The 23,590-nt window shown below is 27.1% G+C and carries 23 protein-coding genes and 1 other annotated feature; of the genes, 2 read left to right on the forward strand and 21 right to left on the reverse strand.

Annotated features, from left to right (window positions below; genetic code table 11):
- Positions 1–98 precede the first annotated feature (98 nt).
- Positions 99–665, forward strand: a complete 567-nt coding sequence (locus KGF45_RS03995) for a MarR family winged helix-turn-helix transcriptional regulator (protein WP_227827420.1) — start codon at positions 99–101, stop codon at positions 663–665.
- 181 nt (positions 666–846) lie between these two features.
- Here the strand turns inward: KGF45_RS03995 and KGF45_RS04000 are convergent, their stop codons facing one another.
- The 12 genes from KGF45_RS04000 to KGF45_RS04055 form a co-directional block, all read right to left on the reverse strand.
- On the reverse strand, positions 847–2,883 hold the full coding sequence (locus KGF45_RS04000; RefSeq protein WP_227841887.1) for a thioredoxin domain-containing protein: 2,037 nt from the start codon (positions 2,881–2,883) through the stop codon (positions 847–849).
- A gap of 177 nt (positions 2,884–3,060) precedes the next feature.
- A complete protein-coding gene (locus KGF45_RS04005) occupies positions 3,061–3,738 on the reverse strand; it encodes a manganese catalase family protein (protein ID WP_227827418.1) in 678 nt (225 codons plus the stop codon).
- Between the two features lie 220 nt (positions 3,739–3,958).
- Positions 3,959–5,647: a biosynthetic-type acetolactate synthase large subunit gene (gene ilvB, locus KGF45_RS04010; protein ID WP_227842012.1), complete on the reverse strand. Its 1,689-nt coding sequence runs from the start codon at positions 5,645–5,647 to the stop codon at positions 3,959–3,961.
- Positions 5,648–5,697: 50 nt separating this feature from the next.
- Positions 5,698–6,717, reverse strand: a complete 1,020-nt coding sequence (gene ilvC, locus KGF45_RS04015) for a ketol-acid reductoisomerase (protein WP_304521577.1) — start codon at positions 6,715–6,717, stop codon at positions 5,698–5,700.
- A gap of 296 nt (positions 6,718–7,013) precedes the next feature.
- A complete protein-coding gene (locus KGF45_RS04020; protein WP_227432962.1) occupies positions 7,014–7,253 on the reverse strand; it encodes an ACT domain-containing protein in 240 nt (79 codons plus the stop codon).
- 104 nt (positions 7,254–7,357) lie between these two features.
- Positions 7,358–7,616, reverse strand: a binding site (T-box leader).
- 160 nt (positions 7,617–7,776) lie between these two features.
- On the reverse strand, positions 7,777–8,538 hold the full coding sequence (locus tag KGF45_RS04025) for a SprT family zinc-dependent metalloprotease (protein WP_227841888.1): 762 nt from the start codon (positions 8,536–8,538) through the stop codon (positions 7,777–7,779).
- Entirely contained in the window at positions 8,538–9,365 is an 828-nt protein-coding gene (locus tag KGF45_RS04030; RefSeq protein ID WP_227827415.1) for an XdhC family protein, read from the reverse strand. Before KGF45_RS04030 ends, KGF45_RS04025 begins: the two co-directional genes overlap by 1 nt.
- Before the next feature lie 41 nt (positions 9,366–9,406).
- On the reverse strand, positions 9,407–10,162 hold the full coding sequence (locus KGF45_RS04035; RefSeq protein ID WP_227841889.1) for a DUF3298 and DUF4163 domain-containing protein: 756 nt from the start codon (positions 10,160–10,162) through the stop codon (positions 9,407–9,409).
- Between the two features lie 42 nt (positions 10,163–10,204).
- A complete protein-coding gene (locus KGF45_RS04040) occupies positions 10,205–11,074 on the reverse strand; it encodes an anti-sigma-V factor rsiV (RefSeq protein WP_227827413.1) in 870 nt (289 codons plus the stop codon).
- 11 nt (positions 11,075–11,085) lie between these two features.
- Positions 11,086–11,568 carry an RNA polymerase sigma factor gene (locus KGF45_RS04045; protein WP_227827412.1) on the reverse strand — a complete coding sequence of 161 codons (483 nt, stop codon included), beginning with the start codon at positions 11,566–11,568 and terminating at the stop codon, positions 11,086–11,088.
- A gap of 51 nt (positions 11,569–11,619) precedes the next feature.
- Entirely contained in the window at positions 11,620–12,576 is a 957-nt protein-coding gene (locus tag KGF45_RS04050) for a peptidylprolyl isomerase (protein ID WP_227841890.1), read from the reverse strand.
- A 69-nt stretch (positions 12,577–12,645) separates the two neighbouring features.
- Positions 12,646–13,479: a polysaccharide deacetylase family protein gene (locus KGF45_RS04055; RefSeq protein WP_227841891.1), complete on the reverse strand. Its 834-nt coding sequence runs from the start codon at positions 13,477–13,479 to the stop codon at positions 12,646–12,648.
- Between the two features lie 500 nt (positions 13,480–13,979).
- Here KGF45_RS04055 and KGF45_RS04060 point away from each other — a divergent pair, with 500 nt between their 5' ends.
- Complete coding sequence (locus KGF45_RS04060) at positions 13,980–14,828, forward strand: MBL fold metallo-hydrolase (RefSeq protein WP_227841892.1); 849 nt, start codon at positions 13,980–13,982, stop codon at positions 14,826–14,828.
- A gap of 92 nt (positions 14,829–14,920) precedes the next feature.
- Here the strand turns inward: KGF45_RS04060 and KGF45_RS04065 are convergent, their stop codons facing one another.
- The 9 genes from KGF45_RS04065 to KGF45_RS04105 form a co-directional block, all read right to left on the reverse strand.
- Positions 14,921–16,258 (reverse strand): amino acid permease, encoded by a 1,338-nt coding sequence (locus KGF45_RS04065; protein ID WP_227841480.1) that lies wholly within the window; start codon positions 16,256–16,258, stop codon positions 14,921–14,923.
- An 809-nt stretch (positions 16,259–17,067) separates the two neighbouring features.
- Positions 17,068–17,736 carry a bifunctional phosphoribosyl-AMP cyclohydrolase/phosphoribosyl-ATP diphosphatase HisIE gene (gene hisIE, locus KGF45_RS04070; protein WP_227827407.1) on the reverse strand — a complete coding sequence of 223 codons (669 nt, stop codon included), beginning with the start codon at positions 17,734–17,736 and terminating at the stop codon, positions 17,068–17,070.
- Between the two features lie 28 nt (positions 17,737–17,764).
- Positions 17,765–18,523 carry an imidazole glycerol phosphate synthase subunit HisF gene (gene hisF, locus KGF45_RS04075; protein ID WP_227827406.1) on the reverse strand — a complete coding sequence of 253 codons (759 nt, stop codon included), beginning with the start codon at positions 18,521–18,523 and terminating at the stop codon, positions 17,765–17,767.
- Complete coding sequence (gene hisA, locus KGF45_RS04080) at positions 18,505–19,227, reverse strand: 1-(5-phosphoribosyl)-5-[(5-phosphoribosylamino)methylideneamino]imidazole-4-carboxamide isomerase (RefSeq protein ID WP_227827405.1); 723 nt, start codon at positions 19,225–19,227, stop codon at positions 18,505–18,507. Before hisA ends, hisF begins: the two co-directional genes overlap by 19 nt.
- Positions 19,224–19,829, reverse strand: a complete 606-nt coding sequence (hisH, locus tag KGF45_RS04085; RefSeq protein WP_227827404.1) for an imidazole glycerol phosphate synthase subunit HisH — start codon at positions 19,827–19,829, stop codon at positions 19,224–19,226. The genes hisA and hisH overlap by 4 nt, the downstream gene beginning before the upstream one ends.
- A 1-nt stretch (position 19,830) precedes the next feature.
- Entirely contained in the window at positions 19,831–20,409 is a 579-nt protein-coding gene (gene hisB, locus KGF45_RS04090; protein WP_227827403.1) for an imidazoleglycerol-phosphate dehydratase HisB, read from the reverse strand.
- A gap of 2 nt (positions 20,410–20,411) precedes the next feature.
- Positions 20,412–21,461: a histidinol-phosphate transaminase gene (gene hisC, locus KGF45_RS04095; protein ID WP_227827402.1), complete on the reverse strand. Its 1,050-nt coding sequence runs from the start codon at positions 21,459–21,461 to the stop codon at positions 20,412–20,414.
- A gap of 33 nt (positions 21,462–21,494) precedes the next feature.
- The gene (gene hisG, locus KGF45_RS04100) at positions 21,495–22,121 is read right to left on the reverse strand and encodes an ATP phosphoribosyltransferase (RefSeq protein WP_227432938.1); all 627 of its coding nucleotides are present in this window, start codon (positions 22,119–22,121) and stop codon (positions 21,495–21,497) included.
- A 21-nt stretch (positions 22,122–22,142) separates the two neighbouring features.
- Positions 22,143–23,087, reverse strand: a complete 945-nt coding sequence (locus KGF45_RS04105; protein WP_227827401.1) for an ATP phosphoribosyltransferase regulatory subunit — start codon at positions 23,085–23,087, stop codon at positions 22,143–22,145.
- Between the last annotated feature and the right edge of the window lie 503 nt (positions 23,088–23,590).

Raw genomic sequence — 23,590 nt, forward strand, 5'->3', positions numbered from 1 at the left:
GAACATTTAACTATACTTGGACATCATATTGACATTATATTCAATTCGTGATATTCTGTTTTCGTCAAAATAATATCTAAATATAAAGGAGATATTTTATGGATTATTCAAATGAATTGAAAGAATTGTTTCTAATGAATCAAACATACGCAACTCTTTTTACTCTTACAAACAAAATACAAATAGAAGGTGATAAGTATTTTGATGTACTTACTTCAAGACAATATATGACTATTTTATCTATTCTTCACTTGCCAGAAGAAGAAACAACATTAAATAATATTGCACGAAAAATGGGTACAAGTAAACAAAATATAAATAGAATAGTTGCTAACCTTGAAAAAAACGGATATGTTCAAGTAATTCCAAGTCCAAATGATAAAAGAGCGATTAATGTAAAAGTTACAGATTTAGGAAAACAAGTTATGATAAAATGTGGTAAAGTTGGAATAAACTTTATGGCAGATGTATTTCATGAGTTTACTCAAGATGAATTGGAAACTTTGTGGAGTTTACTAAAAAAAATGTATCGTTTTAATGGCGAAGAACAAGATGGATTCGAAGAAGATGCTAACTTTGTAGAAGATGAAGAAATAGATAAAATTAAATCTGAAGCACTTAAAGAATTCTCAAAAAGAAGAAATAGAGTAAATAAAAAGGACTAATAACCTCTATAATTTAAAATAGGTATTAACTTTCTTAAGAGTAAAACAGAGTATTTATTTGTATAAAGTCTAAAAGTTACTTCATATTGATTTAAGGACTAAAGACAATTAAATTAATGCTTATTATTTATTAAAAGAACTCAGTATCAAGTATCAATACTGAGTTCTTTTAACATTACAATTAGTCTCTCATAGAAATTATATCATTTAGTTTTTGTGAATCATTAAATGGTTGACTACAACTATTATTCTGACATACATAGTAAGTAGTTTTGTCATTTTTTAATTTATAATTATTTAAAAAACCTATCTTAGTATTTTCTTCATTGTATTTTTTTACTAAAAAAGTTGCATTTGGTACAAAATTTTCACTTACTAAAGTCTTAAAACCAATCAAATCAGAGTTTTCCTTTAAAATACATATGATTTCCTTTGTAGGATAAAGTTCATACATTAATGAAAGCATATAGAAACTATATCCAGTTGGTGAATTTTTTACACTATCTGAATAAAGTTTTAATTGCTTATATGACAATTCTTCAAGTTTATTATCACCAGTAATCTTTGCAAGTCTTATAAGATTATATAATTGTACAGAGTTACCTGATGGAATAGCTCCATCATACAAATCTTTTGGTCTTGCTATTAAATTTTCACTATCTTTACCATATAGGTAAAATCCACTTTTTTCATAGTCCCAAAAAAGCTCAATACAATTTTCATTTAATTTTAATGCTTCTTCTAAATACTTTATATCAAATGTTGATTCATAAAGTTCTATATATGCCCATATTAAAAATGCATAATCATCCAAATACGCTAAATAATCAGCACTTCCATCTCTATATCTAGCTAATAATCTACCTGCTTTATTCACAAGATTATTATTTATAAAATCAAGACACATATTTGAATACTCCAAATATGTATCATTTTTTAGAGTCTTATAAGCCTTTGCTAAAGCTACTACCATCAATGCATTCCATGATGTCAGTATCTTATCATCTTTATGCAAAGAAGTTCTTTCTTTCCTATATTCAAATACCTTTTTACTCAAATTAGCTATTCTTTCATTATACTTATCGTATTCTTTATTTTTTATAAGATTAGGAATACTTTTTCCCTCAAAATTTCCACTATTAGTTATATCAAAGTAATCATTAAAGAATTTTCCATCTTCTTCACCTAATATATCAATTATTTCAAGTGGATTAAATGTATAAAATTTACCTTCCTCTCCCTCACTATCTGCATCTTGTGCTGAATAAAATCCACCTTCTTTATCTTGCATCTCTCTAATTACATAATCTATAGTTTTTATCGCGATTTCTTTATATAGCTCTTTCTTGGTTATCTTGTATGCATCTAAATAAGCAACTGTAAGCATAGCATTGTCATATAGCATCTTTTCAAAATGAGGTGCTAACCATTTTTTATCAGTGGAATATCTTGAAAAACCAAATCCAATATGGTCAAATAGACCTCCTCTGTACATTCCATCTAAAGTTTTTTCCACCATTTTTAATACATCTTCATCTTTTTCTATACTATAGTATTTCATCAAAAACATAAGATTTTGAGGACTTGGAAATTTAGGTGCATTCCCAAAACCACCATATTTATCATCATAAATAGCTTTAAATATTCCAACTGATGAACTTAACATATCTTTTGATAAATCACCATCTGTATTTTTTACTCCAAAATCATCTTTAAGAGCCTCTACTATTTCATTTCCAGATTTTATAAGCATATCTTTATTTTTATTCCATTTTTCAGATACATTTTCCAATAAATCTATAACGCCTGGTCTATTATATCTTGAGTATTTTGGAAAATAAGTTCCTGCAAAAAAAGGTTTTTTATCAGGAGTCATTATTATGGTCATTGGCCATCCACCACTACCTGTCATTGCTTGACAAACTGTCATATATACACTATCTATATCTGGTCTTTCTTCCTTGTCTACTTTTATTGCTATAAAGTTTTTGTTCATTATTTCAGCAACTTCTTCATCTTCAAAAGATTCATTTTCCATAACATGGCACCAGTGGCAAGTTGAGTATCCAATACTTAAAAATATCGGTTTATCTTCTTCCTTTGCCTTTTTAAAAGTTTCTTCGTTCCAACTGTACCAATTTATTGGATTATATGCATGTTGTAAAAGATATGGAGATTTCTCATTTATTAAATTATTAGGTTTTTTATTAGTTGACATAATACCACCTCATTTATTATTTTGTTATATGTTTTGCAATAAAAAAATAGATATACACTTATAATAAGTGTATACCCACTTTTAACTGTATATATTTAAGTTTTTATCTACTTAATTCCTCTAGGCAAATAATTTTTTAAATACCTACCAAAACAAAACAATACAAGAAATATCAAGCTATTTCTTTAAGGGTTTTTCAAAAGAAGGAGGATTGATATCTATCTTAGTATCATGATTTGGTCCTGGAGTTGATAAATCGAAATATAGCTTAGAATCTTCTGTAACTCCAAAATCCTTGTTTGAACCTGTATCTTTAACCTTATTTAAAGCATCTCTAAATAAAGCATTATGCGCTTCTTCTCTATTAAGCAAAAAGTCAATTGTTTCTTTTACATATTTATCATCAATTTGTCTATATAGATACTCATAAACTACCTTTGCTCTTTGTTCAGAAGCTATATTTGAAAGTAAATCAGCTACTAAATCTCCTGTAACTGTAACATAATCAGCAGTCCATGGAGCTCCTGATGAATTTATTAATACTGGTGATAATCCAGTTAAGACATGCGTTTCTATTTCCCCTGTATCAACTGCTTTGTAATCAACATCATGCCCATTTAATAAATTTATAGTTTGACCTACCATTTCCATATGACTAAGTTCTTCTGCTGCTATATCAAGAAATAAATCTTTTATTTGGGGGTCTTTTATTCTAAAACTTTGAGCTAAATATTGCATTGCTGCTTTTAATTCTCCATTTCCACCACCTAACTGTTCTTGCATCAAAACAGCATATTGAGGGTTTGGTCTTTCTACTTTTACTTCTTTTAATAAAGCTTTATCATGCTTAAACATATGAATACCTCCGTAAATTATTATTCAAAATTATTATTTACTTAAATTACATTATTATTCTAAATTACATTATTAATATTTAATCAATACTTTATCATACATGCATTAAATTATTACAAAACTAAAAAATATTAATCTATACTTAAGATTATTGCAAAATAAAAAACTGAATACCAATAAAATTTTAATAAAAAACTTTATCAATATTCAGTATCAAATTTTAATTACATATCAAATTTTCTAATGCATCATTAGGAGCTACAATAGGATAAACATCATAGTCTTTATCTATATCACATTGTAAAAATACAGGTTTATTAAAATCTATTGCATCCAAAGCTCTTTCTAATCCTTCCATATCACATGCCTTATATCCATCTATATTATAAGCATTTACAAGCTTAACATAGTCTACATTTTCATTAATATCAGTTTGAGAGTATCTTTGATTAGAAAATAATTTCTGCCATTGTCTTACCATTCCTAGAGTTCTGTTATTAAGCAACAAAATAAGCATAGGCACATTATAATTTGCAACTGTAGCTAACTCATTACAGTTCATTCTAAAGCTTCCATCACCAGTGACTAAAACTACATTTTTATCTAAGTTACCAACTTTAGTTCCAATAGCAGCTCCTAAACCAAATCCCATCGTTCCTAGACCTGCTGATGTTATAAAACTTTTATTTCCTTTAAAGTCCCAATACTTAGCAGACCACATTTGATGCTGACCAACATCAGTAACAACTACAGTTGGATTTCCCAATTGTTCATATTTCTCGTTTATTTTTCTAAGTATATTTTGTGGATGGAACTCTTTTTCCTCTACACCCTCACCTTTTCTAAAGGTCTTTATTTCCTCTTTCCAATTGCTATTGTCCTTACTTTCAACCCTTTCTAGTAGTAAACTAAGAACCATCTTTACATCTCCAACTAAAGATACATTGGACTTTATATTTTTACTTATTTCAGATGGGTCTATATCTATGTGTATTATTTTTGCATTTTTAGCAAATTCAGAACTTTTACTTATTACTCTATCACTAAATCTTGCACCTATTGCTATCACTAAATCTGAATTAGAAAGTGCCAAATTACTTTCTCTACTTCCATGCATTCCAACCATACCAAGAGATAGTTCATTTTTTCTATCTATATTTCCAAGCCCCATAAGTGTATTTAATACAGGTGTATCTATCTTCGTTGCAAATTTTACAAGAACTTCTTCACTATCTGAAGATTTAACTCCCCCACCAGCATAGATTATAGTTTTTTTGGACTCTTTTATTATATCTACTGCATCTTTTAAAAGCTTAAGGTTGTTTTCATCATCTAAGTCAAAATCATCCTTATAATCCATATACTCATCTATTTGACATAAATCATAATCCTCATCATTAAAATCCATTTCTGCTAAAAATAAATCCTTTGGAACATCTACAAGTACAGGTCCTTTTCTTCCTGAGTTTGCAACTCTAAAAGCTTCTTTTATTGTAGGTACTAACTCTTTAGTATTTCTAACTAGATAATTGTGCTTTGTCATAGATAGGGTTGCTCCAGTTATATCAATTTCTTGAAAAGAATCTTTACCCAATAAACTAGTTGGAACTTGACCTGAAATTACAACCATAGGAGAAGAATCCATAAAAGCTGTTGCTATACCAGTTATAGCATTCGTTGCTCCTGGCCCAGATGTTGTAAAACAAACCCCCACTGTATTAGTACTTCTTGCATATCCATCTGCTGCATGAACCAAACCTTGTTCATGTGAAGTCCTTATATGTTTAAAATCATCTAGATAATCATATAGAGCATCATAAAGAGGTATTACTGCTCCACCAGGATATCCAAATATTGTGTCAACGCCCTCTTTCTTCAAACATTCTAAAATTACCTTTGCTCCATTAATACGCACTACTATGCACCACTCTTTCCCTCAAACTAATCCATTTAATATATTTATTTCAAGAATGACATCATACTTCTTAGATTTCTACCAACTTCAGCTATTTCTGTAGTATATTCTGTTTCTCTAGTTTTTAGGAAGTTCTCACGCCCTTCTTCATTTTCTTTAATCCATGCCTTAGCAAATTTTCCATTTTGTATATCTTCTAATACATCTTGCATACCTTGTTTTGCTGCATCAGTTATTACTCTTTTACCAGATACATAATCTCCATATTCTGCTGTATCACTTATACTGTATCTCATTCTTTCAAATCCACCTTCATATATAAGGTCAACTATTAGTTTCATTTCATGTAGACATTCAAAATATGCTACTTCTTTTTGATACCCCGCATCTACAAGTGTCTTATATCCTAACTTTATAAGTTCACTTATACCACCACAAAGTACTGATTGCTCTCCAAATAAGTCAGTTTCTGTTTCTTCTTTAAAAGTAGTTTCTAAAACTCCTGCTCTTGTAGCTCCTATTCCTTTTGCATATGCCAAAACTGTCTCTGTGGCTTTTTTAGTGTAATCTTGATATACTGCAAACAATGCTGGAACTCCACTTCCTTTAGTAAATACATTTCTAACTAGGTGACCAGGTCCTTTAGGAGCTACCATTACAACATCAACAAATTCTGGTGGTTGTACTTGATTATAGTGTATATTGAATCCATGAGCAAATGCTAGTGTCTGACCTTCTTTTAAATTATCTCTAACACTTTCTTCATAAACTTTCTTTTGCTTTTCATCAGGCATTAACAACATTGTTAAATCACTTTCTCTCGTAGCTTCTGCCACACTCTTTACTTCAAATCCATCCTCTTTTGCTTTTTGCGCTGACTTACTTCCATCATAAAGCCCTATCACTACATCCACACCATTATCTCTAAGGTTTTGTGCATGTGCATGACCTTGACTACCATATCCTAAAACTGCAACCTTTTTATTTTTTAAAACCTCTAAATTTACATCATTTTCATAATACATCTTTGCCATCTTTACTTCCTCCCAATATTTTCTCTTAATTATTTTATGATATTTATTTTTATTAGAAATTTATACTCATTATCATTAGTTCTATATTACTTAACAAACTTTATTTTCTAATTTATAGAATTTTAATCTTTAGAATCTCAATACTTATAATTTTTAATAATCTTAATATTTATAATTTTAAGTTTTTTAAATTTGTAATTTCTTTATAATTTCAATGATAATCGTATTTTCAATCTAAGATTTTTCTCATTTAATATTTATCTTTAGTTTTTATTTAAACATTAGTTTCTTCATATTTGTTTTTAATTTTTATAAGTCATGTTTGATTAGTGTCTCACCTGTTCAACAGTTATTTCTCTTATATCATGTAGTTTCTTCATATGATTTAAGACACTATCTAGAGATGTCTTTTCTTCGTTTACTATCAATTTTATACCTGAATTATTCATATTATCTACAGTCATACTTATTGATTGTATATCAACTTCTCTTCTTCTCAGTGTCATTGCCACTCTTAAAAAAGAATCTATCCCTTGGTTTAATTTAGCATATACAGTATTTTCCATAAAAAACTCCTCCTTATTTTTTTATTATTATTTTATATGGATTAATCTTTTATATTGCTTAAATTAAAAAAACTTTCGTCTTTATAAGCAATATAAATATTACTTATAAGGACGAAAGTTAAATTCCGCGGTACCACCTTATTTGTAGATATAAAAAATACATCTACCTCTCTTTTTTCAGGTCGGGTAATTGATTACCTTAACCTTAGCCATATAACGTTGGCAGACGTTTGTACTTACTAAAATATATTCAGTACAAAAGCTCCAGAGTGATCATTATACTACTGTTAACACCAATTCTCAGCAACATTGGTTCTCTGTGGATAACTCCATTAGTATTGTTGTCTCTGTCATTGCTTTTATTTATTTAATTTTATTTTTTAACTTTGTTTTGCTGTTAATATAGATTATATTATCTATTTTTTATAATGTCAACGACTTTTTTTAAAATTTTCAGATTATTTATTTTCTTCAAAATAATCATTTTTCTATATTTTAAATCCATATTTTGAAATAATCGTTTTCATATTGTTATCTTATACTCATTTTTTTTAAGCCAATTTTCTTTATCTTTATAATCTGGCATAATATTTTTTACCAAATCATAAAATTTTTTTGAGTGATTCATATGTAATAAATGACTAAATTCATGTATTATTATATAATCAATGACATCTAACCTCGCCATAGATATTTTTGAATTTATATAAATATTTTTTTGAGATGTACAACTCCCCCACCTACTTTTTTGTTCTTTTACTTTTACATTAACTGGTGTTAGTTGCTTCATTATATCACAATTCGATTTAAGATAATCTATTCTTTCTGAGACGATTCTTTGACTTTCTTTTTTGTACCAGTACTTCAAAGATTTTTTAATAAAGTCTTTACTTGTATCGTTGGTTTGAACAATTATTTTAGATTCATCAATATTTATTTTACAATTACTTTTTTTAACACAAGCCTCCAAAGTTTCATTTATAATTAAACAATACTCTTCACCAAGATAGAGAAATTTATCCCCTGTCATGAATGTTTTTTCTCTATATACTTCTTCTCTATCTTTATATTCAGAAGATTTTTTAAGTATCCAATCTCCTTTTTTAAGTATTATGTCTCTTATTGTTTTTTTAGAAACTTTAGGAGGACTTATTACAATTACTTTACCAAATGAGTCTATTTTTATACAAATATTTTTTCTATTCTTATAAAATAAAGCTGCTTCTATTTCTTTATTTTTAAAACTAACATTTAGAATATCATAATCTTTACTTATCATGTTCATTAATTTCTTTTTTCCTTATTTGCCCTGCAATTTATAAGTTCAGCTGCTATACATACAGCTATTTCTGCTGGTGTCTGAGCATCTAATTTTATTCCTATTGGCGCATGTACTTTATTTAGTTCTTCCTTACTGAACCCATTTTTCATAAGTTTTTCATATGTCAATCCGATTTTTGTTCTACTTCCAATCATACCTATATAACAAGGATTCGTTTTAAGAGCCCATTCCAGTGAACTTGAATCATACAAGTGACCTCTTGTTAAAATAATTATATAGCTATTTTCATCAATTGGAAAATCTGGTATATTTTCAAAAGAATCTAAAACTACTACTTCTGAATCTGGAAATCTTTCAGAATTAGCAAATTCCTCTCTATCGTCTATTACTACTGTCCTAAATTCTAAAAGTGATAATATTACTGCTACATCTTTTGAAATATGACCTGCCCCAAATATATATGCTTTACTTATATTTTCTTTTAAGTTTTTATTAAATCTTTCTAAATTGCTCTTCAATTTACTATCAATAAAATCTATCTGTATTTCTCCAGTACCACCACATATCATTCCAAGCTTTGCTATATCAGTTTTATTTAGAGTAAATTTATACAACATTGACTCTCTATTTTTTATAACATTAATTGAATGTTTTATGCATGTTGCTTCTACACTTCCTCCACCTACAGAACCAAATATAGAACCATCACTTTTTACAATCATCATTGCTCCAGTTTCACGTGGTGTTGAACCTGAGTGAGAAGTTATTGTAGCAAATGCAAAGTCCTCGTTATTTTCTATTAACTTTATCGCTTGTTCATATATATTCATATATTTCTCCTTACCTGTCTATTTAAAAATCTTTTATATGTCTACTTTAAATTTTTTATTACTTTGTCTGGTATTACAAACTCAACTGGCCCAATATAACCAGGAGCCACTTCATATTCATCAAAACTAATTACAAGGTTTCCATCTTTATTAAAATAGAAATCTTGATACTTATTTATAGACTCAAAATTTTTTACTGGGGAATCTTTTTCTTGGTCTATAAAATATGATTTTGTATTGTCTTTCTTAATTTGATTTTTCATCTGTTCTTTTATATTATCACTTATAACATCTATATATCTACTATCTTTAAAAAATATTGGTAAATTTAATAGTATTTCTCTATTTTTATCAATAGTATAATGCGTTTTAGTTACATATGAAGAAGCTTCTATCTCTTCTTTTTTAACTTCTATAGATAAAAAATCCTTAGAATTATTTTTTACACTATAACTTACATTTAAGTATCTATGACCTTTATTATTTTCTTTTTTCATTTTATTCTGAAATTCACTATAAAGCTTTTTCCCATTTTCCATAAATTCATTGTTTAATTTATTCTCTAAATCTTTATCTTTTAAACCTTCTATCTTAGGAACTCTAATATTAACTTCATAATTATCTTGTTTTAGACTATAATTTTTAGCATTTATTACTTTTATCTGATTCTTTTTTACAAGTTTATTAGAAGAACTTCCTGCAAATATAGGATGTACATTTACTAATGCTACAAGTAGGCACACTGAAATCACAGCAATTTTAAATATAGATTTTTTAAGTTTTTTATATGTATTCATATTAACCTCCTTAATATATTTATATATAAATTACTATTCTATTTACAAATCTTTTATTACTTTATATGGGATTACAAATTCTACTGAACCCATATAACCAGGTGCTACTTCAAACTGGTCAAAACAAATTACAAGGTCTTCATTCTTATTAAGATAGAAATCTTGATATTTATTTATTGTTTTAAAATCTTTAACAGGAGAATCTTTTCCTTGGTCTATAAAATATGATTTTGTACTGTCATTTTTCATTTGATTTCGCATTTGTTCTTTTATATTATCACTAATAACTTTTATATATTTATCATCCTTAAAAAGCATAGGTAAAGTTAAAACTATTTGTCTTTTTTTATCAACATTATAATGTATTTTACTCACATATGATGATGCTTCTATTTCATTTTTTGTCATTTCTATTGATAGAAAATCTTTAGAATTATTTTTAACACTGTAACTTAAACTTAAGTATTTATGCCCCTTATTTTTTGATAATTCTATTTTTTCCATTCTATTTTGAAATTCATCATAAAGCCTCTTTCCATCTTCCATAAAACTATTATTTAATCTCTTCTCTAAATTTTTATCTTTTAAACCTTGTATTTTAGGAATATCAATTTTAGCTTCATAGTTTTCGTTCTTTAAACTATAATTTTTTATAGTTACTACTTCTACTAATCCTCCGATTATAGGTAATTTAGAAAAGTTATCTGCAAATACAGGACTTATATTTACTAATACTATAAACATACAGGCTGAAGCCATAATAACTTTAAATCTCCATCTATTTATCTTTTTATTTTGTTCGCAATATATATCTTTTATTTTCTTATGATTTATTATAGTATCTAGTTTCTTTGGTATTGGAATTTTATGATACTCATCTCTTAACTTATCTAACCTTTCTTTGTTTGTCATTCTTTTTATCCCTACTCTTCAATTTTTAATTTTAATTTTTTTAAAGCAGTATATAACCTAGTTTTAACAGTATTCACATTTTCATCCAATATTATTGCTACTTCTTCAATCTTTAAATCTTCAAAAAATCTCAATATTATAATAGATTTATATTCAATAGGTAATTCTTCTAACGCTTTTTTTAGGTCTAAATCAGTATACTTGTCATATTCTCCTGTCTCATCTATAAGAGTGATATCTGTCATGTTGTTATATTTACGGTTTTTTCTAATAAAATCTATACTCGTTCTAACTAGAATTTTATAAAACCATGTTTTTATATAATTTACTTCTTTAAGGTTTTCTACTGAATATAAAGCCTTATACATGGCTTCTTGAACCACATCTAAGGCGTCTTCCTCATTTTTTGTATAACTATATGCAATTCTATAAAAAGAGTCTTTATTATCGATAATGTATCTCTCAACTTTCCTTCTCTTTAAACTCTTAAACATTCCTGTAAAATCTCCCTCCGGCTACAGGCTAGGATTGAGTTTTTATAGATTCTATCTCTCTACTTTTGCACTTTCGTTCAATTTTTTTATGTGCTCAATATATTTTTCGTTTAAAATAGATTCTCTTACTAAACTCTGACACTCATTAATACTTTTTTGTCTTTCTCTTTTATCAGTAACTTTGACTATATGATATCCATAACTAGTTTCAAAAACACCTGAAACCTCATTTTTCTTTAATTTGAATACTTCTTTTGTAAATTCAGCATTTTTATCATTTTTTGAAAAATATCCTAGCTGACCTCCATTTTTTCCAGTCGCTTTGTCATCGGAATATTTTTTAGCTAATGCTTCAAAACTTTCTCCATTTTTGATTTTAGTCAATATACTCTCGGCCTCTTTTTTTAAAGCTTCTTTTTTATCCTTACTTACTTCTTTTTTATTTTTATCTAAAGTTGATATCAATATTTGAGAAGCACTTACTTCTTCTACATTAAAATCTTTTTTATGATTTACATAATAAGATTCCATCTCGGCATCACTTATATTTATTTTATTTTCAAAGGCTTTTTTACTTTTGTCTATGGCTAAATCTCTAGATATTATTTGTTTTAAATATTCCTTATCTACACCTGCTTTGTCCATTTTTTCTTTATAGCTTGTATTCAAATTAATTTCATTTTCTAGTTCTTGATATTTTGAGTCTATATCACTTTTACTTGGAGTTAATCCTTTATCCTTAGCCTCTTGATATAAAAGTTCATTATCCACCATAAACGATATTATAACATTTTCTAGTTTATTTCTACCTTTTTTATCCAAACTTTTTTCCATTTCATCCAAAGATTGACCATTTATATAACTATTAGTAGCAGATAAGACTGCCTTTGTTTTTTCATATTGCGCCTTCGTGATTTCTACATCATTCACTTTAGCTAAACTTTTATTACAACCAGCCATCATTAAAGATAGTATTCCAACCATTCCTATACAAAGTTTTTTATTCAAAACACTTACACCTCACTCATTTTTTATTTTCAATTTTTAAAACTCTTAATCAACATTTTTTTATTTTTACTATTCTAAATTGCGTAACCAATAATTTTTTGGTATTTGATTTTGCTCTACTGCTGCAAATTCATAGCCTTCATCTGATAAAAATTTTAAAATTGAATCTAAAGCTTCTGCACTTTGTTTTTTCTCATGCATTAAAACTACAAGTTGATCTTTATCTTCACCTTTTCTATTCTTAATATGAGTTTTTACATTTTGTACAATTTGTGCAGAATTAGATTTCCAGTCTTCAGTATCTAAATCCCAATCCCAAATTTTATACCCTGCATCAACTAAGGCTTGATATGAAGCTTGTGGAGTATATGGTTTACTTCCATAAGGAATTCTTATTACTTTTGAATGTTTACCAGTTATACTATAAAGAGTCTGATCATTCGTATCAAATTCATCTTTTGCTGATGTACTAGTAACATAAAGTTTATGAATATCATGAGATACACTATGAAAACCTGCTGTGTTCCCATTTTTAATTATATTTTTAACTTGCTGTGGATATTCCTTCATATTTCCATCTATCATAAAAAAAGTTGCTTTAACATTATACTTATTTAAAGTTTTTATCATTTGGTCAGTAAATTTAGATGGACCATCATCTATAGTTATGTATGCTACTTTTCCAGAACTTTTACTAGGCCCTTTACTAACTTCTGCTGATGTATTAGACATTATATCTGTAATAGTAGAACTTGATAGTTTAGCATTTCTACTAATTTCATCTTCTTTCATGTTCATATAACTAACTCGCATACCAATTATTATAAATGCTAAACAAACTACTATAGCACTTAAAAGCAAATACAATTTCTTTCTATTTATTTTTTTCTTTTTATTTCTCATCGTTCGACCTCCAATATTACTATATTTTTACATTTATATTTTTGTAGTATTTTAGAATCATAATCTTCACTACATATATATAGACGTTGAACTTCGACAAAAAGTTTTACCTAATTTTTAAAATTTGTTATTTTGATGATTATTATGCTGTATAATTTCTGTATAATTGTATAGAATGTTGAAAATTGAGTATTATATAGTGTTTTTTACAATTAATACTAGTTAAAATGTCGTTTCTATTTTTTAAAATTTATAATTTTTTTCTATAAAATAGAAATTTTAAATAAGAAATATATTACGAAAACACTATTATTTCTTATTTGACTTCATATGTTATATATTCATATACAATTGTTTTTGTTATTAAATAAAAATTTATAAACTTGTCTACAAAGTGTTATACTTTATAGGCAATTTTTTACATTACAACATAATAATTTGTTACAATGTAAGTATTAGTTGTATAAAAATTCTAAAAATATTATTGGGAGGTATTGTTTATGAAGGTAATTTCTTTAATTGAAAATATTTCTGGCTCCAAAAACTTAAAATCTGAACATGGTTTATCTTTGTTCTTAGAAATTAATGATAAAAGATATATATTAGATACAGGAAAAAGTGGAGATTTTATAGAAAATGCTAAAAATTTAAATGTTGATTTATTAAATTTAGATGCACTTGTAATATCTCATAATCATTCAGACCATATTGGTGGTATAGATAAATTTTTTGAAATTAATAAAGATATTAATGTTTATATAAAATCGCAAGCTAAATTATATGAATATTTCTACCATAACGAAAATCAGCAAGAAAACTACTATATAGGAAATAGAAAAGGCTTGTTTGAAGATTTTAATAAAAACTTCATTTGGATAGATGATTTTTACAAACTTAGTGAAAATCTTTATATCTGCTCTGATAAAAACAATAATAAAGATTTCTTTTGTAGAGACAAAAATCTGTTAAAATTTAAAGACAATATGTTCATTGAAGATGATTTTAAGCATGAATTATTCTTAATATATGTGGATGGAGACTATGTATCAATAATAAGTAGTTGTAGTCATAGTGGAATTGTAAATATCGCTCATACGGTTAAAAAATACTTTCCAGATAAATCAATTAAGTTTATTATTGGAGGATTTCATATGGATAATTTATCAAAACAGGGTGGACTTAACTGTTCTACAGAATACATAGATGATGTCATAAAGGAACTTAACACAATTGGTTTTCAGAAAATATATACATTCCATTGTACAGGACTAGTTGCATTTGATTACATGAAAGAATTACTTGGAGACAAAATAGAATATTTTAAGACAGGTGACTTTTTAGAAGTGTAATTTTATAAACTAAAAATAAAAAAATAAAATCCCAATATATCTATAGATAGATTGGAATTTTATTTTTCATATAATCATAAAGTATTTATAAACTAGTTAGACTCATTTTTTGTTCTCTTAGTCATATAAGCATACACTGGTAATCCTATAGCTGTTATTATAAGACCTCCAACAGATATCATAGTAGTTTTCATACCTGCAAAGCATAATTGATTAACTACGACAAATATACCACTCACTATAGCTATTATTGGAACAATTGGATATAGTGGTACTTTGTATTCTCTTGGTATATCTGGATGAGTTTTTCTAAGCTTCATTACCCCTATAAATGTCAATACATAGAATATCCAAGTAGCAAATACTGCTAAATCAGTTAATAAATTAAATTGACCTGATAAAGCATAAATAGCTGCAAGAACAGATACTAATACTATAGAATTTGCTGGAACTTGAGCAGAATTTAATTTAGAAAACACCTTATATTTAGGCAAAGTTTTATCTGTTGCCAAAGTATAGGCCACTCTTGAACCAGTTAATAAGAATCCATTTAATGCTCCAAATACTGAAATTAATATACCTACAGATATTATTTTTCCACCTATTGAACCAAATATAACCTCAGCAACTGCTGATGCTGGTGAAGCGTAAGTAGCTAGTTCACTAGCTGGTAATACCCAAAGATATGCCAAGTTTATTACAAAGTAAACAGCCATAACTACTGATAATCCACCTATTATAGCTTTTGGAAGGTCTTTTCCTGGATTTTTCATTTCTCCAGCCAAAGTACCAACATTCATCCATCCATCAAATGCAAATAATATAGCAATTAAAACTTGACCTATTACACTACCTAGACTTAGTCCTTCACCAACCATAGGACTAAGTATTGGATTATCTCCACCACCTTTAATAAATCCAACAATCATTATTAATATAAGTGGTATTAATTTACATATCGTAGAAATCGTTTGTATAGCTCCCCCAGTTTTTGAACCCAACATATTCAACCCTGCAACTATCACTATAATCCCAATTGCTATTGGAAGTAATAATGATGAATTACCAATTAAAGCTGATGCTTGCTCTCCAAATATGACACCTAATGCTGCCATCATCCCAGGATAAAATAATACAATTTGCATCCATCCAGTTAAAAATCCTAATTTATCTCCATAAATCTCTTTTATATATACCATCATTCCACCAGTTTTTGGTATTGCAACTGATACCTCTGCAGCTGTAAGCCCAGCTGTTATAGTTATGATTCCTGCTATTAACCATGCCAATATACCAAGTCCTGGAGCTCCTCCAGTTAATGTATAAACTGCTTGTGGTTTAAAAAATACACCTGCCCCTATTACTGAACCTACAACAGTTGATAATGCTGCAGATACACCAAGAGTCTTTTTTAGCTCACTATTTCCCATTTTTTTCCTCCTACTTCATCTTATTTAATTTTAATTTCATAGTTATATAAGCATCTACTATGCCAATATTATAGAAAAATAGTTTTTATTATTTATTAAAATAAAATAACATATGCTAAGCTTTTGTAAATTTTAATTTTAACTAAAATTAAAATTTTTTTAAAAAAATTATAAAAATTAAAAATCCAAATACGATGATACTTTCTTCATAACAGTTAAATTGTTTTACATTTAAATATCCATTTGCCTCTTAGAATAGCTTACATCCCTAAGTCAAAATTAATTTAAATCTTTTGCAATAAAATTTCACTGTTTTTCAAAACATTTTATTATATTCATATAATTTGTATTTTATTATTAATTTTTTTGACGGAATAATATCATTTTTATTTATTTTATAGCTTGTTTTATAGTAATAAATAATTTAACAATTTATTATAACCCAAATTAAACCATAAATCAAAATTAATATTTTATTTTTTAGTAAAAAATAAAATATTAATTTTGAAAACGTTTACTTTTTATTAAAATTTAGCCTATTCCATCTTAAAATATATCCTTTTTAAGCCCATATTATTCAATATGAAAATTAATTTAAAATCATTCTTCTTAAATATTAATTAGATAATGATGTTTTTTCTAAAACAAATAATGTATTATAATCGTTTTGTAGATAAATTGTATACATAATAAACTTAAGCAAGAAACCTTCGATTTTACTCTACAATATAAAAATAGAAAATAAGAAAGTATACCATTTTTTCTAAAAAACGGTATACTTTCTTATTTTCTATCAATCTATCTTTATTCTATTTTCTTCTTTTAATTAATTCTTTTTTTATTTCATCAATTTCAACATCTTTTTCTATCATTAAAACCAATGTATGATATACTAAATCACTAATTTCATAAATAAGTTCACTTTTATCTTCATTTTTTGAAGCTATAATTACTTCACTGCTTTCCTCTCCAACTTTTTTAAGAATTTTATCCAAACCTTTATCAAAAAGATAGTTAGTATAAGACCCCTCAATAGGATTATTTTTTCTTTCATTTATTAAATCATATAATTCTTTTAATGTATTTTTTTGTACTTCAAAATCAATTTTATCAGTATCATCAAATAAATCTCTATAGAAACAAGAATAATTACCTGTATGGCAAGCTACACCTGTTTGTTCAACTAAAAGTAATATTGTATCTACATCACAATCATAAGAAATTTTGACTACTTTTTGAATATTTCCAGATGTCTCACCTTTAATCCATAATTCTTGTCTACTTCTGCTAAAGTAACAAGCTATTTTTTCTCTTAAAGTTTTCTTTATAGACTCCTCATTCATATATGCTAACATCAATACATCTTTACTTATTACATCCTGAACAACAGCAGGAATTAATCCTTTATCATCAAATTTTACATTTTTTATAAATTCTTCAAATTCTTCACTGCACATATTATTACATTTATCATTCATTTTCCCATTCTCCTTATAGATATTTAATTTATAATCTTACTTCTACACCCATTTCTTTTAAATACTTCTTCAAATCCTTTATTTTTATCTCTCCAAAATGAAAAACAGATGCTGCTAAAATTCCATCTACATTAGATTCTTTGACTGCTTCATAGAAATCTTCCATTTTCCCAGCCCCTCCAGATGCTATAACAGGTACATTTACTAAAGATGTTATTTTTGAAAGTAACTCTATATCATATCCATTTTTCATTCCGTCTTCATCCATACTATTTACAACAATCTCTCCAGCTCCAAGTTCAACACCTTTAACTGCCCATTCAATTACATCTAAATCTGTTTTCTCTCTACCACCTTTTACATATACACTCCATGAACCTTCTTCATTTTTTTTTGCATCTATTGATAAAACTACACATTGTGCACCAAACTTTAATGAGGCTTCTCTTATTAATTCAGGATTTTTTACTGCTGATGAATTTATAGAAACTTTATCAGCACCTTTTCTTAAAATATTAGTAAAATCTTCTAATTTATTTACTCCTCCACCCACACAAAATGGGATATTTATATTTTCTGCAACTTTAGATACAAATTCTAAAGATGTCTTTCTGTCTTCATTTGATGCAGTTATATCATAAAATACAAGTTCATCTGCACCACAGTCACTATAAAATTTTCCAAGGACTTCTGGACTATCAACATCCACTATATCTGTAAATTTTTTCCCCTTTACAACTCTTCCATTTCGTACATCTAGGCATGGTATTATTCTTCTAGTAAGCATAGTTGTTGAGCCTCCTTAAAGTCTATCTTCTTATCATAAAGTGCTTTACCTATTATTGCTCCATATAAGTTCATATTTTTAAGTTTTTTGATGTCTTCAATAGAAGTCACTCCCCCAGAAGCAATAACATTTAAAGATGTCTCTTTTGATATTTTTTCATATATATCAAAGTTTGGACCTTGAAGCATACCATCTTTTGATATGTCTGTATAAACAATCGTCTTTACTCCTGTTTTTTCAAGTTGTTTACATAAAGTAAGAGAATCTACATTACTTACAACTTCCCAACCTCTAACCGCTACCTTTCCATCTTTAGCATCAATTGAAACAACAATTTTTTCTTGATATTCATTAACCAACTCTTCAACTAACTCCATATTTTCAATTGCTATACTCCCAAGTATCACTCTAGTAACACCTGCTTTTATTAAATTTTGAACTTTTTCCTTGTCTCTAACCCCTCCACCTACTTGAATAGGTATTTTTATATTGTCTGCTATATTTTCAATTGTTTTTGTATTTACACCAAATTCACTTCTAGCTCCATTTAAATCTACTATATGTATATATTCTGCACCTTCATTTTTCCATTTATATGCTACCTCTAATGGATTATCATAATATACATTTACTTTATCAAAATCACCTTGAGTTAATCGTACACATTTGTTATCCTTTATATCTATTGCTGGAAATATTATCATTTTATCATCTCCCCATATGCTTTTAATATGTTTAAACCTACTTCTCCACTTTTTTCCGGATGAAATTGTATACCATATACATTATCTTTTCTAACTATAGCTGGAATCTTCTTCTCATACTCTGAAAAAGCAACAAGTTCTTCATTTGATGAATTTGCATAATATGAATGAACAAAGTATACATAGTCATCTTCTTTAATATATTTAAGGATATCATCATTTTTCTTATTAAATTTTAGATTGTTCCATCCCATATGTGGAACTTTTAAACTTATATCCAGTTTATCAATGCTACCTTCTATAAGACCTAACCCTTCATATTCTCCATATTCATAGCTTTTTTCATAAAGTAATTGCATGCCCAGACATATGCCTATTAAAAACTTTCCCTTTGACACATGTTCTTTTATTATTGGTACCAAATCTAGTTTATTTAAGGCATTTATAGAATCTCTAAAAGCTCCAACACCTGGAAGTATTAGTGAATTTGCCTCCTTTATTTCATTTAAATTGTTAGAAATTTTAGTTTCTATTCCAGCCTTTTTAAAACCTCTGGACACAGAATCTATATTTCCTAGACCATAATCTACTATTATATTCATTTTATAAGACCCCCTTTGAAGATGCTATTTCATTGGAAATTACTTCACTACCTTCTTTCAACGCTCTTGCAAATGCTTTAAAAATACTTTCTATTTTGTGATGGTCATTTTCTCCATACAAAAGGTTAATATGTAAAGTTACTCTAGATTCGTTTACAAAAGCTCTAAAAAATTCTTTAAAACACTGTGTACTCATACTACCAATCATTTGAGTATCAAACTTTGCATTAAATACAAGATATGGTCTGTTGCTTATATCAATCGATACCATGGATAAAGATTCATCCATAGGTATGTAGATAGTAGAATATCTTCTTATTCCTTTTTTATCCCCTAAAGCATTTTTAAATGCCTCTCCTATAGCTATACCTATATCCTCAACACTATGATGGTCATCTACATATATATCTCCTTTACAAATAACCTTTAAATCAAACTTACCATGAAATGCCATTAAAGTAAGCATATGGTCTAAAAATCCAATTCCAGTATCTATCTCAACTTTTCCAGTACCATCAATGTTTAGTTCTACTAAAATCTGTGTTTCAAGTGTATTTCTTTCTATCTTCCAAATTCTCATACCTAATTCTCCTTTTGAAAAATATCTTTTATAGTATTTACAAACATAATATTTTCTTCTTTATCACCAATTGTAACTCTATAATAATTTTCTAGTTTTCCACTAAACTTTCTTATTAGTATTCCTCTATCAATCAGCTTTTGTGATAAATTTTCTATCTCAGAATAAAACAATATAAAATTTGCTTGTGATTCATACACTTTGAGACCTATATCAATCATTTCTTTATATAATTTTGCTCTTTCTTTTTTTACTTCCCTTATATAAGATTTCACTACTTCTTTATTTTGCAATGCTCTTGTAGCAATGAAATCTGATAATGAATTTAAGTTATATGGAGGTCTTACCTTCTCAACAGAGTTTATTAAACTACTATTAGATAACATATATCCAGTTCTTATGCCAGCTAATCCAAATGCCTTTGATAGCGTTCTAAGAACGATTAAGTTTTCATACTCAAAAACATTCTCTAACATGCTTTCTTCCCCAAAATCCATATATGCTTCATCTAAGACTACTAAGCTGTTAGTTGAGTTTAAAAGTTTTATTATGTCTTCTCTTTTAAGTATTGTCCCTGTTGGATTATTAGGATTACAAACAATTATTATCTTTGGATTATTTTCTTTTACTTTTTCAATTACATCATCTATATTTATAACTAAATTTTCATCACTCTCAACACCTATAAACTTTGAACCATTTATCTGACTGTATATAGAGTACATGCTAAAACTTGGAGAAAAACTTAATATTGTTTCATCTTTATCTACAAAAGTATGTATTATCAAATCAATTATTTCACTTGACCCATTTCCTACTAAAAGGTTTTTCTTACTTACTCCAGAAACATCTATGTAGTTTATTATAGACTCTTTTAAATCGCTATAAGAGTCTTCAGGATATAAATTTAAATCTATATCACTATCTCCAAGCTCTTTAACAAGATACTTAAACAACTTTTTATTTCCTTCATTTGCATCAAGCTTTACCTTACAATTTACACAATTTGGTTCGTATCCCTTTAGCTCTCTTATACTTTCTTTTTCTCTCAATTTAAACCTCTCCTTGTCAATTTTAATTATATTTTAGTTATCAATTTCCTTAAACAAACGAATTATATTTTGAATTTGTTCATACTTAAATCTATAACTAGCTCTATTTGATATAATCCTAGCACTTATATCGCATATATCTTCTAATATTTCAAGTCCATTTGCTTTAAGTGTATTACCCGTTTCAACTATATCAACAATTACATCTGATAAGCCTACTATTGGAGCTAGTTCAACAGAACCATTTAGTTTTATTATTTCAATTTTTTGACCTTTTTCTTTAAAGTATTTTTTTGCTATGTTTGGGTACTTTGTTGCCACTTTTAGATATTCATCTTTTCTATATATACTATCTCCCTTTAGTCCTGCTACTGCAAATTTACACTTTCCAAAACCTAAATCATATATTTCATATACATCTGTTTCATTTTCTAAAATAGTATCTTTACCTGCTATACCGAGGTCAGCAACTCCTTTTTCAACATACGTAACTACATCTGATGGTTTTACATGTATATATATGATTTTATTTTTTTCATCTTTAAAAATTAGCTTTCTTGTATCAGTATCTATACTATCCCCCAACCCCATTTTTTTAAATTTTTTAAATGATTCCCCTTCTATTCTTCCTTTTGCTAATGCTATAGTTAAATAATCCAAAATAATACCTCCTTTTCAATCTTACTTATATACATACTTCATTAATTCATCAACACTTAATGTAAATCCAATAGCTGGAATTTCTTTTCCATACTCTTTAGTTAGAGAATCATATCTTCCACCGCTTAGAATTTCTTTATATGAGTCTGGATAGTATCCTCTAAACATAACTCCTTCATAATAGTCAAGCATTGTAATCATTGATAAGTCAAATCTAGCTTTATCTAAAAAATTACATTCCTCAATTAAATCGTTTATTTGTTTTAACTCTTCAAGTGCTTGTTTCATCTTATCATTACAATAGAATTTTTGTGCCTTTTCAATAACATTATATAGATTACCTTGAAAACTTAAGATATTTGATAATAATTCTTTTACATCATTTTTAATTTTTAAATCTTCAATATATACTTTTAGTTCATGGTTATTTTTGGTATACAATAAGTTTTTAATTTGATTTTCACAATTCTTGTTCAATTTTAATTCCTCTAATAGTCCATTAATATATTTACTACTACCAACCTCCAAAATAAAATTATTGTTGTACTTTTCAAGTATCTTAAGAGCCAATTTTACCACTTCTCTATCTGCTTCTAAAGAAGATTCTCCTAAGTACTCACAACCTATCTGTCTTATCTCTTTTATTCCAACTGTATTCTTATTTTTATATATAGATGAATTATAAAAAAGTTTAAGTTTTAAACCATCTTCCCATCTTGGTATGAGACTTTTTATTATACTTGTAGTTATATCAGCTCTTAGGACCATTACTCTTCCATTTACAACCTTTACCATAGATTCTTTTGGAATTTTACTATTTATATTTGTAAATTCATCATATTCTTCAAATAATTGTGGTTCTATTTGAAAATATTCTTCATCTAAGAAAAGCCTGTCTATTTCTCTTTTTAATTTGTATCTTTTTTTAGAATAAATAACTTCATCTTCAATCCTTAAAAATTTCATACTCTCACCCTTTTCATTAAAATTACTCTTACATTTGCAAATTTAAAACAATAAAAAAGCCATATAGGCTTTATACCTATATGGCTATAATTTTCTTTTAAAATTACTTCCCATCATAGATACAAGACCAATTACACTAAAAACAGGGCTTGTGTCTATGAATCAATTTCATATTACAATCCCTTTAGTCTATGATGATGGTGATGATTTAATTTTATATTTAATTTTTCTACATTTAATCTCACCATGATAATTTCCTCCCAAATATTTTTTATTAATATTCTAAATTTACAGTTTTTTTATTACTATTAATGATAATATACTTTTCAAAAATTGGCAATAGTTATTTAGAAATTTAAATAAAATATTTTATATGATTTTTTATTTGTACAGTTAGATATTTAATCTTTACTTAATTTGGAAATTTTGTGTATAAAAAATGAAATTTCGGGAAAAATTGTAATAATTTAAAAAAACTTATTAAAATATAGTATAATAAGTAT

The sequence above is a fragment of the Clostridioides sp. ZZV14-6154 genome, from assembly GCF_020657785.1.
Lineage (GTDB): Bacteria > Bacillota > Clostridia > Peptostreptococcales > Peptostreptococcaceae > Clostridioides.